Genomic DNA, 11,329 nt, shown 5'->3' with positions numbered 1-11,329 from the left:
CCCTCATGAATCACTGGATCGTCCCTTTGGTTGAAGGGATCTCATCTGGGGCTGCTTGATTGATCGCTACTGCTTCACCTAAGGCACGCCCAAAGCCTTTAAAACAAGCTTCCACAATGTGGTGGCTGTTTTTCCCAGCGATTTGATGGAGATGGATCGTAGCACCTAATTCACGGGCAAAAGCAATGAAAAATTCTTCAACCAATTCTGTATCAAACTGCTGCCCGATTTTTTCGCTCGGTATCGCCAACTCTACGACTGCCATGCCACGACCGCTAATATCGATCGCTGTCATGACTAAGGCTTCGTCCATCGGCAGCAGCATACTGCCATAGCGTTTGATGCCTCGTCGCTCCCCAAGACTTTCTGAAAACGCTCGGCCAATGGCGATGGCTACGTCTTCTGTTGTGTGATGGGCATCTACTTCTGTATCACCATCACAGACCAACGTCAAATCAAAGCGACCGTGGCGGACAAATAATTCCAGCATGTGGTCTAAAAACCCCACACCAGTCTTGATTGATTGCTGACCAGTACCATCGATCGTCAACTGCAGGTGGATCTTGGTTTCAGTCGTATTGCGGGTAACTTCTGCTTTTCTCATTCCTTCACCTCTTCTATGATCGTTGTTAACACCGTCATCAATCGTTCCATCTGGGCCCTCGTTCCTACCGTGATCCGTAAATACTCTTTGATGCGGGGCTGATTAAACCAGCGGACGAAGATTTTCTGCTCTTTCAGTGCCTGATACAACTCTTCACCAGCAATCGCAGGGTGCCTTGCAAACAAAAAATTTCCTTGGCTGTCGGTCTGCTCAAAGCCGAGTTTCGCTAGGGCTTGCTTGCTCCACTCACGCACGTGGATCGTTGCTTGGATCTTCTCATCGACATACGCTTGTTCTTGCAAAACGGCTGCACCAGCGGCTTGGGTCAAACTATTGACATTGTAAGGATTCAAGCTAAATTTCAACCGATTCAAGTCTTGGATCAGTCCTTCATTGGCAACCGCAAAGCCTAGGCGTGCCCCTGCCAGCTGCCGAGATTTCGAAAACGTCCCCACGACCAAGAGATTTGGGTATTGATCGATCAAAGAAACCATTGAAGAGCCGCCAAAATCGATATAGGCCTCATCGACAATCACTAAGCGATCGGGATGCCGTTTTAGAAAGGCACAAATTTCGCTTTGTTCTTGATAAACCCCAGTCGGCGCATTGGGATTGGCAAAAATAACGGTCCCTTTGAGCGAATCGTAGTCCGTTAACGCAATCGAGAAATCTTCTTGCAGCGGAACAACGGTGGCAGCGACTTGGTACAAGGCACCATACACTTGATAAAACCCATAGGTCACATCGGGAAAGGCGATGCCGTTTTCCGTGAAGCCTTGAAAGAGATAGGACAAGACTTCGTCACTGCCATTACCGAGAAACAGCTGGGCTGGTTTAACGCCAAGATAGGCAGCCAGAGGGGTTGTCACCACTTCAGCAGCAATATCCGAGTAACGATTCAGCTTGTGGGCGGCATCGGCAACCGCCGCTTGAACACTTGGCGCTGGCGGATAAGGACTTTCATTGGTGTTCAGTTTAATAACGGCTTGCTCGTCTACTTGTTCCCCTGGTGTATAAGGAGTCAGCTTGTGATACTTTTGATGTAAAAAGGTCATTTTTCTCCCTCTCTTCGTACATTGATCGAACGGGCATGGCCGATCAAGTCTTCGGTTTCTGCGAACAACGCTACGGCTGGACCAGCCGCCTTCATGGCTGCTTCTGGGTAATACAAGTAGCTGCTTTTCTTAATAAAATCATCCACTGATAACGGCGAGTAAAAACGGGCGGTCCCTTCTGTTGGTAGGGTATGATTTGGTCCAGCAAAATAATCTCCCAGCACTTCTGGTGTATGATGTCCTAAAAAAACACTACCCGCATTTTCTACTTGTCCCAACAAAGCAAAAGGATCTGCCACTGCTAATTCAAGGTGTTCTGGGGTGATTTGATTGGCAATGGTAAGTGCTTCAGTCAAATCATTGACCAGAATCAGCTTTCCGCTAGATTCAAGCGCTGCAGCAGCAATGTCTTTGCGGGGCAGTTGCTTCAGTTGCAAGTCAAGCTCTACTTGGACTTGTTCAATCAAGGCTGCTTCTGTTGTGACTAAGATGGCTTGCGCTAAGATATCATGCTCGGCTTGTGCCAAAAGATCCGCTGCCAGCCAGCGCGGATTTGCGCTGGCATCGGCGATGATCAGCACATCGCTGGGCCCTGCGATCATATCGATATCAACTTCGCCGTACACCATTTTTTTCGCTGTGGCGACATAAATATTTCCTGGTCCCACGATTTTGTCGACTTTGGGAATCGTTTCTGTCCCATAAGCCAATGCCGCTACGCCATGGGCACCACCGACTTTGTAGATTTCATCCACTCCAGCAACGGAAGCTGCCGCTAAGATAGCAGCTGGAACTTTTCCTTGGCTGTCCGTCGGTGTGATCATAACGATTTTTTTGACCCCGGCGATTTTTGCGGGCAGGACATCCATCAAAACCGTACTAGGATAAGCTGCTGTTCCGCCAGGAACGTAGACCCCGACTTTTGCTAGTGGCAAGACCCGCTGTCCCATCACAACGCCATTTTCCTTCGTCAAGACAAAGCCTTGCTGGACTTGCTTTTGATGAAATGCCAAAATGTTTTCCTTCGCCTGTTCCATCACCTCAAGCAGCTCAGGGGAGACGGCTTGGACAGCCGTTTCAACCTCCTCAAGACTGACGGTTAAGGAAGACAAGGTCACTTGATCGATTTCTTCAATTAATTGAAACAACGCCTGATCTCCTTGCTGCTGAACACGGGCAATGATTTGGGCGACAATGGTTGAAACATCCTTCGTTTCCGACTGTTTCCTTGCCACAATCGTTTCGATCGTATCTTTTTGGGTCGAAAAAATTCTCATAATTGCTCCCTCACCTTCTCAATCACTGTTTGAATGCGTTCTTGCTTGAAACGCCACGTGGCGTGGTTGATCACTAAACGCGCTGAAGACGGCGCGATGTCTTGGATCACTTCTAAATCATTTTCTTTTAGTGTCGTCCCCGTTTCGACGATGTCAACGATCACATCGGATAGACCTAACAAAGGAGCCAATTCAATGGATCCATGCAGTTGGATCAATTCCACCGAGCGACCTAACCCTTGATAAAACTGACGGGTGATCTGCGGATATTTTGTGGAGACCCGCAGCGGGCGGGAGAAATCTTCCTCGAAATCCGTACGCGCCGCTACTGCCAAACGGCAGACCCCCATATGCAAATCAAGAAATTCGATGACTTCTGCCTTGCTTTCCATTAAAATATCTTTGCCTACGACACCGATATCCGCCACTCCGTGCTCCACATAGATCGCCACATCGCTAGGCTTGACTAAGAAAAAGCGCAGCTTGTTTTCTTCATCACAAAAAATTAGTTGGCGATTGTCTTTGAAGACGCCTTGCGCAGCGACTCCAGCTTTCGTGAATAAATCGTAGACGGCATCCCCCATGCGGCCTTTAGGTAGCGCAATGTTCAAATAGCCTGAACTTTCGTTGTCAGTCGGCACCTTTTGCCCTACATGGTTGAGCTTCATACCAAACCCGATCGCCCCTTGCTCTTTGCCTTGCCGACTCATCAAGCGATCATAACGGCCGCCATATAAAATCGTCTCTCTTGCTTCTTCGATGAATCCTTGAAACAGCAAGCCACTGTAATAATCGGCATCATTTAAAATTGAAAAATCCAGCCTTATCCGAATGGAAGCTGACAGTTGTTCTTTTTGCAATGCTTGATACAGTTGTTTTAGTTCTGCTAAACCAGCTTGTGCTTGGGGATACTCTGCCAGCAGCTCTTTGGCCTTTTGATACTTGGTTTCAAAATCACCTGACAAACGTACCAGTTTCGCCAATTTTTCAGCTTCTGTTGCTGACAAGCCAGCTTTTTCAGTCAGTGCATCCATGCCATGGGAACTCTTGTCCCGCAGGCAGTGCAGTACCTTTTGTCGATCCGCTTCGGGGAAGCGTTGGCAGATGCCATCCAAAATCCCCATATGAGACAGATCCAAGGTCCCTTTTCCCACCTGAGCCAAACTTTCCCAAGCCAGTTTTACAACCTCCAGTTGATCTTCCCATGTGATTTGGTCAATGAGCTCCAAACCGATTTGATCGATCTTTTGGTATTCCCCTGCTTGACGATCCTGTCGATAGACATCCTCCACATAATACACTCTGCGCGCTTCTCCAGAAGGTGTATTTTTGGCAATCGACAAGGTGACATCGGGTTTTAGCGCCATCGTCCTGCCATCCGTGCCTGTAAACGTGATGATGGAAGAACCACGCAAGAACTGATCATTTTGCTGATAGTTGCGATACTCTTCAAAATTGTTCGAGTGATAAGGTGAAAAATGATGCTGCGTATACAATTTTCTTAATTTCAGTTCGACTTGTTCGGCTGGTTTTAATACATTCCATAACTCTTCCACACTTATCACTCCTATTTCATGCCACCGATTCGGCTTTCTCACTGTTAAAGGCTCGCTTTATCATCGATTCACCATCAGTTTTTCTAATAATACTAATGGTTTTGCCATAAATAAGCAATGGTATTTTTCGAAATATTCTGGAATTTTTAGTCGATTTCAAGAGAACATAGCGATGTCGTTTCTTTGTTGACGATTATTCCATCGAATCTGGAAGTCAGTTTTCCTTTCTTAATGAAGTAACTTAGTACTTGTGCATCCTCCATCACTTAGTTGCTCAACCATAAAAAAGTCCGAAATATACGACCATCTTGTTTCAGAAACTCGTTATCGATTACTCTATCTTTTGTACCCTACAAAGAATTGGCGCAAATGAAGCGATGATATGAAAATCACCCAAAACGTTCATTGTTGTACTTATCGCTTATATTACGGCACAAAAAGCACACAGCAGAAGAATCAGAGAAAACAGCTAAATAGTACATGCTCTATAGCTTAATAAGGAGAGAAAAGTAAATGAACAAACTTATAGGAAAACAAATCTCATGGAACCACGCTTTACTAGGAACAGTCCTCGCAGGTATCGGTTTGGTCGGTCTTTTGTATGCCCCTGCCATCGTCAGCATCTTCTCATTGTCGATTGCCAGCTATTGGGCATTACGGCTAGTTTACGGTAAAGAAGCAGTCAAGCAGCTCTTTGGGAAACCCATCGCGCCAGTGAAGACGATCAGCAAGTATTTTCTTTTAAACATCCTGATCAGCTTCCTCGTTTCTCTCGTTTTGCAATACGGACTAAAGTGGGATCTTCATGGAAATCCAGTGAACGAAGGCTTTCAATGGTTGACTCTGCTCGTTATTCCAATCATGTTACTTGGAGAAGAACTCTTTTCCATCTTCTTTTTAGCGATTTTTTCTAGTAAATGTACCTTGCCAGTTGCCAGCATCCTTTCCGCGATCATCTTTGCTTTATCTAAGAAGAAAGATCAAAAGGAATTTATTTGCAGTGATTTTCCGATGATTACGCGATCAACCAAAAGAACGAATGGAAATGAATACCTTTATTCAATGCTGTGGCGCCTTCATTCTCACGACAGCACAAAAAACCAATGATCGCTGGTTTCGATCATTGGTCAAAGTTCTCAAATTGCATGTTGTAAAAGGACGATCTGTCCTTTCTTTTTGGATCATGCCAAGATATAAGCGAGGCTAAAACGTCCTCTTACACTGTGAGCACAAAAAAGGATCATGCATATAGAAAATCTAAAATCTCACGTGGCGCATCTACCAAAGCATCTGGGTTTTCTTCAGAAAGCTTTTTCGGATCGTGGCTGCCCCACGTAACGGCGATCGTTTTGACACCCGCGGCTTTTCCCATTTGGATATCAAAAATAGCATCTCCTATCATGATCGTCTTTGTCGGGTCAAATTGATAGTGTGACACGACTTTGTTGATTCCTTCGGGATGAGGTTTGTAGTGGGTCACCGCATCAGAGCCGATGATTTCTTCAAAGAACGCCACAAGGTCCTGAGCAGCTAAGTTTCGTTTGACGACCGCTGTCTTCTTACTTGAAACGACGAAACAAGGTACCTTTCGTTTATTTAAGATTTCTAAGACATGGGGAATTTCTGGAAATACTTTCAAGGTACTTTCTTCATAGGTTTGGTAATAGGCTCGGAAAATCCGAATCAATTCCGCTGCGGTTTCTTGATCTAATGGCTGTTCAGACATTTTAAAAAATGATTCTTCGATTGGTATTCCCATATAATGTTCAATGACTACTTCACTGGGTACTTTGAGTCCCATCTCTTTAAAAGCTGCTTTTGTCGCCTTCACACTACATTCTTTTGAATCCAATAAAGTTCCATCCAAATCAAATAGCACACATTCAACCTGCTTCACGATATTTCCTCCTCCAAAAGGTATTCCATCAATTTTCTACAAATGCTTTTTTCATTTACGCAGTATTTCTTTCCATTACTGATTATCTCTATTTTATCACTAAAAAAAAGCATTATCATATTTTTCCATAACCTTCTTCATTTATTGCTAATATACTTATATAAAAAAACGACTCGCTTTGAAAACAGAGTCGTTTCTACAAGATAGGCAAATTTACCTGAAGGCCTATTTGTCAGGCATAAAAGTTAAACCCATTTTCAGCTTTTTTACTGCAAGATATATCCTTTGCCCCAAGCGGTACGGACGCGTTTTTCAGTATAGTCGTATTCATCTAATTTCTCATTGATTCGTTTCGCCAAAATCGATAGCTGCGATTTTCGGGAATTCGTGCCGCCGTTGCCCCAAATTTTCCAGCAAAGGTCCTCTCGGTTGATAAATTGCTCTTCTGCTAGATTATTGAAAAAGATCTGTTCTTGCAGACTAAGAAATTTAGGGAACGATTCCTTCGTTACTGATGCCTTTTCTAACTTGCGAGTATTTGGTGGCAAAGCCGCCAAAAATTCTCTCAACTCGACAAATGACCGATTAAGATAGGTCGCATTTTCCGCTTTTTCCAGTATCATTTCTTGTTCGTCATTCCCTGGCAAGATTCGAACGATCCGCTGTTGATAATAAGGAGCCAATGTCTGATTGAGCAATAAAAATTCTGGATCAGCAATTGTTTCACTGACAAATAAACAGTCAAATAACTTGGCACTTTCTATCAACCATTCCTCCTCTTCGGTACTTCTGCCCACGAACACTTCATGGCTCAAAATCTGCAGCTCTCGCTGCAAATCAATCTCATATGATATGTTTTTCGTCAATATGATAATTCTCATGACACACCCTACTTTCCTTTCTTATTTATTCAGAAATGAGTTGGAAATGATTTCTGAATACTTTATGTTGACATTATTACTTATTTTTATCAGCTTGAGGTGTCATTTTTTGTTCATAAATGGTGATCTGGTGTCATGTTTTAAAAAATAGATTGACTTTCATTTCATGGTTCATACTCTTCGATAGCCAATAAAAAAGCAACCTGTTAGCCAGATTGCTTTCTTGTCCTCACTACTCCCACTTCAAATCCAACAGCTCCAGCATTTCATGGTAGGCGGTTTCGATCCGCTGGCGCTTTTCTTCAGGGACATTTTTGGCATATTGCCCATCTGGCAGATAATCTGCGGCAAGGTAAACTTGAAAATCAAAGGCCTGCAAGACGCCGTATTCTGGATCATAATAGGTACGATCAGGGATCGGTTCTTTGGAGACCCAAGTCGGATGCAAGGCAATCTTGCTTAAATAGGTCCGCTGCCCTTCTTTGGAGATTTCAACTTCTGGGATGACGCCTCGTTCGGTCCAATAGTTGTTATTGACGGTTTCATAACGTTGATTCGACAATAAGTTTCCCATTGAATAAATGATAAATTTCTTTTCCCCGTCCTTTTCGATGATTTCGGTTGGTTCTGCTACATGCGGATGGCCACCGAAGATAATATCAGCACCAAAATCGATCATCTTCCGATAAACAGTTTGTTGTTCTTCCGTTGGTTCTAAAGAATACTCGACACCAGACTGAGGCATCACGATGGTGATATCCGCCAAGCTTTCCGCTTCTTTGATCTCTGCTTCCACTTTATCTAACGACAAGTCTTTCAAATAGGTGTCATACTCTGCTTGAGTTAAGCTTTCTTCAAGGCCATTGAAGCCATAGGCATAGGCCAAGAGAGCAACTTTAATCCCGTTGACTTCTTTGACCAGGATTCCGCTATTGTCGACCGTGACACCAATCGTTGCCAAGCCTTGGTCGTGAAAAGCAGCCGCCGTTGTTTTGATTCCTTCGATCCCTGTATCTAAAATATGGTTATGGGCAAGATCGATCACATCAAAGCCCGCGTCTTTGATACTGGCAACAGCATCGATAGGGGCGTTGAATAAGGGAAAACCGCCAAGCGGTTTATTAGGATTGATGGTTCCTTCAAAATCACCTAAAGCAAGGTCCGCCGATGCAATCAGCGGTTTGACTTGCTCAAAATCATTGTCAAAATCATAACGCTTCCCATCGTAAGCGCTTAAATAAACAGGTGTATGATAAAGCATATCGCCACTAGCTGTCACTGTGATGGTTTTTACTGCTGGCTTTGTTTCGGTAGAACTACTCGTTTCTTGCATTGGCTTTGTTGCCTTTGTCGTTTCTGCTGTATGACGCTGTTCGGGGATGCTTGTCACTTGAATCACTAGATAAATCACTCCAAGTATGATTGCCAGCAACGCTGTACTTAACCCCACAATGATCCGCTGGTGTTTCTGACGCTCCCGTCTTCGTTGTTGTCTCATGCCCTCACCCTTTCACTCTGCTTTATCAAAAACCTATCTTCGTTTACGTTCTAACGAGATTCCCTGCTCCCTTTCCTGCGAACCTCACTAAATAATATCTTTTTATTAAATAATTATACTATATTTGAGATTCCTTTAATAGGTCGTTTTGTAAAAAATAAAAAAACAGCCCGATCGTGATCGAACTGTTTCTCCACTTCTATGGTAGCTGATTCCCGAATGCATCTTTCTTGTAGAACTGGACTAACCTCAAACGGCATAAATTAGTATCATTAGAGAATTCTTCCGCTGTTAACAGTTCTGAGTAACATCGCTTGCGTTCGGATGAACAGCAGCAAATGATGAAGCAAATGACTCCCCTTCGCACGCTTCTCTCAATAAAGACCAAAGAGTATCTGTTTTATCCTATAAGACTTACAGTATTTTCGAAAAAATTTATACAACAGCAGTACGTAAAATCTCTGCAAACCATTGATAAACTGTTTCCGGATATTCATGGTTTTCTAATTCTCGAAAAAAATCTTTGGATTCAATAAGGGTAATAAACTGAGTCATCGCATTTAGATGCTGCTTGCTGTCTAATGCAGAAAGGGTAAAGATATACTTTACAGGAATCGTTCCCAAGACATATACTTCAGATTCTAACGTTGTCAATCCCATGCCAAGTTTTTTTGCACCTGCTTCAGGAACCGTATGCGGTAAGGCAACTTGATCGAATATCACCATATAAGCGCCTTCTGATCTGGTTTGTTGAATGATCGAATCGATGTAATTTCTAGTGATGATCTTTCTTTCAATCAATGGATTGGCTGCGAGATAAAAGGCCTCTTCCCATGTTCTGGCTTTTTTGTTTAATTGTATCAATTCTGGACGCATCATATCCAACAGCATTGCAGGTTCTTTTGACTTTTTCTCTTTTTGAGACATGATAGATGCCGTTGGCGAGCAGGTCTCTTGTACAAATTTCTCTAAATGATGCCGCAGAGCTGACTCACTAGTAACTGTTGAATATTGTTGAATAACCTGCATCAAGCCGTCGATCGTCACAGTATTGGGCTTGATGCTTGTACTGGTTTCGAATTTGACATCTAAAAACAACTGGGTTCGTTCCTCGTAAGACATGATCGGGTTTACTACAAAAATCGGCTTTTTTAACGGATAAAGTTGAAAGTTGGGTTTTGTCGTAAAAATGATATCGTATGACTGATCAAATGAATGCAGTTCGCTTGTTTCAATCGGTCCCAATAAGATAAAAGAGGGAAAGATTTCCTTTAATTCATTGTAAATGATTGCTGAGCTTCCAATACCATTTGGGCAGACAACGACCCCCACTTTTTGTTGCACCATATATTCTTCAGAATTTCTGATCAAAAGCGCAAAGTGCATGGTTAAAAAGGCTACTTCTTCATCTGGAAGCTTTGAATCAAAGCTATCACTGATTGGTCTCAAGGTTTCTTTTACGATCTGATAAAGGTCATTATATTTTTCAAAAATTTTATCCTGCATAGGGTTGATGATCGGTAATCGAAACAGCATTCGGAAATAGGTCGGTCGAAAATGACTATATAATTGCTTGATGACAGAGTGTTTATCCTTGAAACGAATACCTGAAAGCAATTCAAATCGCTCGACAATTCTTTCTACCAAGTCAATGATGACCAAATTTCCTTGAAGCCATTCCTTTTCATTCCCTAATGCCATTCCCAGTACCCACCCACAGAGATAGTTCTTTTCTATACTATTCATCACCCCTGCGTTTTCTAAAACTTCTTCAGCAAAGCGGTACTCCTTCATTTTTACTAACTCATGATCATTAGAAAAAGGTTTTAGATCAAATTCATTCAAGCCCATTCTTGGGTATAAAAAAATAAGGATATAGTTCAATTCAATCAACCTATTTTCAACTAACTCTATCGCATGTTTTTCTAAAAGAAGAGAAAGATAGGTGTCCTGCTCATCCGCCAATTGTATTCGTTCGTTATGAATAAAGTAACGGTAGATAAAATCATCGTCCTTGCTAGTTACATCTTCCAAAATCATTCGAAATAAAGCGTAACGAATCATCAGTTCATCACCTGCTAAGTGATACCCCTCTTTTCTCGAGTAACTGATTGAAATATCGTACCCCTGCAATTCCGCTTGTAATTTGCGCAGATCACTCATAAAGGTTGTTTTGCCGATTTTTAACGCATCTAAAAAATGGTTGACCGACAGATAGTCTTTCTCGTAGTAAAAGAGCGTCAAAAAGATATATTTTCCTCGTTCTTTTGAACTCATCTCATAATACTTAAACATACGCTCATGTAAAAATGACTCCAACAAATATTCCTTGCTTTTTTCAGGCAGTCGGATCACACTTTCCTTATTCACGCTAAGTGGTAGTTTTTGGGCAGATAGAAACTGGTTGATTTTATCAATGGTATACTCTATTTGAGTGCGGTTCATAGAATAATTCCGCTGAAGATAATCGTAACTGATGGTCGGTTTTTCAATCAGAGCCATCATCATCTTTCTCGTCCTATAGTCAATTTTCACCATCAATGTTCCCCCATTTCTGCAGC

At 42.7% G+C, this 11,329-nt stretch carries 9 protein-coding genes; 1 reads left to right on the top strand and 8 read right to left on the bottom strand.

Features of this window, described 5'->3' with window-relative positions; translation table 11 throughout:
- Positions 1-10: 10 nt before the first annotated feature.
- From hisB to hisG, 4 genes are read right to left on the bottom strand one after another with little or no spacing between them, the layout of a single operon-like run.
- Positions 11-604 carry an imidazoleglycerol-phosphate dehydratase HisB gene (gene hisB / locus ACI3E5_RS10070; protein ID WP_005225202.1) on the bottom strand — a complete coding sequence of 198 codons (594 nt, stop codon included), beginning with the start codon at positions 602-604 and terminating at the stop codon, positions 11-13.
- Entirely contained in the window at positions 601-1,659 is a 1,059-nt protein-coding gene (gene hisC, locus ACI3E5_RS10065; protein WP_060792981.1) for a histidinol-phosphate transaminase, read from the bottom strand. The genes hisB and hisC overlap by 4 nt, the downstream gene beginning before the upstream one ends.
- On the bottom strand, positions 1,656-2,936 hold the full coding sequence (gene hisD, locus ACI3E5_RS10060; protein ID WP_142964224.1) for a histidinol dehydrogenase: 1,281 nt from the start codon (positions 2,934-2,936) through the stop codon (positions 1,656-1,658). Before hisD ends, hisC begins: the two co-directional genes overlap by 4 nt.
- Entirely contained in the window at positions 2,933-4,492 is a 1,560-nt protein-coding gene (hisG, locus tag ACI3E5_RS10055; RefSeq protein WP_010747551.1) for an ATP phosphoribosyltransferase, read from the bottom strand. The genes hisD and hisG overlap by 4 nt, the downstream gene beginning before the upstream one ends.
- A gap of 513 nt (positions 4,493-5,005) precedes the next feature.
- Here hisG and ACI3E5_RS10050 point away from each other — a divergent pair.
- The gene (locus ACI3E5_RS10050) at positions 5,006-5,599 is read left to right on the top strand and encodes a CPBP family intramembrane metalloprotease (RefSeq protein ID WP_228079085.1); all 594 of its coding nucleotides are present in this window, start codon (positions 5,006-5,008) and stop codon (positions 5,597-5,599) included.
- 133 nt (positions 5,600-5,732) lie between these two features.
- On the opposite strand, the gene ACI3E5_RS10045 is transcribed toward ACI3E5_RS10050, so the two are convergent.
- From ACI3E5_RS10045 to ACI3E5_RS10030, 4 genes are all read right to left on the bottom strand, one after another.
- The gene (locus ACI3E5_RS10045; RefSeq protein WP_081116780.1) at positions 5,733-6,389 is read right to left on the bottom strand and encodes an HAD family hydrolase; all 657 of its coding nucleotides are present in this window, start codon (positions 6,387-6,389) and stop codon (positions 5,733-5,735) included.
- A gap of 266 nt (positions 6,390-6,655) precedes the next feature.
- The gene (locus ACI3E5_RS10040; protein ID WP_005225192.1) at positions 6,656-7,270 is read right to left on the bottom strand and encodes a hypothetical protein; all 615 of its coding nucleotides are present in this window, start codon (positions 7,268-7,270) and stop codon (positions 6,656-6,658) included.
- A gap of 232 nt (positions 7,271-7,502) precedes the next feature.
- Positions 7,503-8,768 (bottom strand): CapA family protein, encoded by a 1,266-nt coding sequence (locus tag ACI3E5_RS10035; RefSeq protein ID WP_060793031.1) that lies wholly within the window; start codon positions 8,766-8,768, stop codon positions 7,503-7,505.
- Positions 8,769-9,203: 435 nt separating this feature from the next.
- Positions 9,204-11,306 carry a BglG family transcription antiterminator gene (locus tag ACI3E5_RS10030; protein ID WP_498821618.1) on the bottom strand — a complete coding sequence of 701 codons (2,103 nt, stop codon included), beginning with the start codon at positions 11,304-11,306 and terminating at the stop codon, positions 9,204-9,206.
- Positions 11,307-11,329: the final 23 nt, after the last annotated feature.

The sequence above is a fragment of the Candidatus Enterococcus avicola genome (assembly GCF_047470845.1).
Classification (GTDB): domain Bacteria; phylum Bacillota; class Bacilli; order Lactobacillales; family Enterococcaceae; genus Enterococcus_D; species Enterococcus_D casseliflavus.
This window is presented reverse-complemented; position numbering and strand designations above follow the sequence as displayed.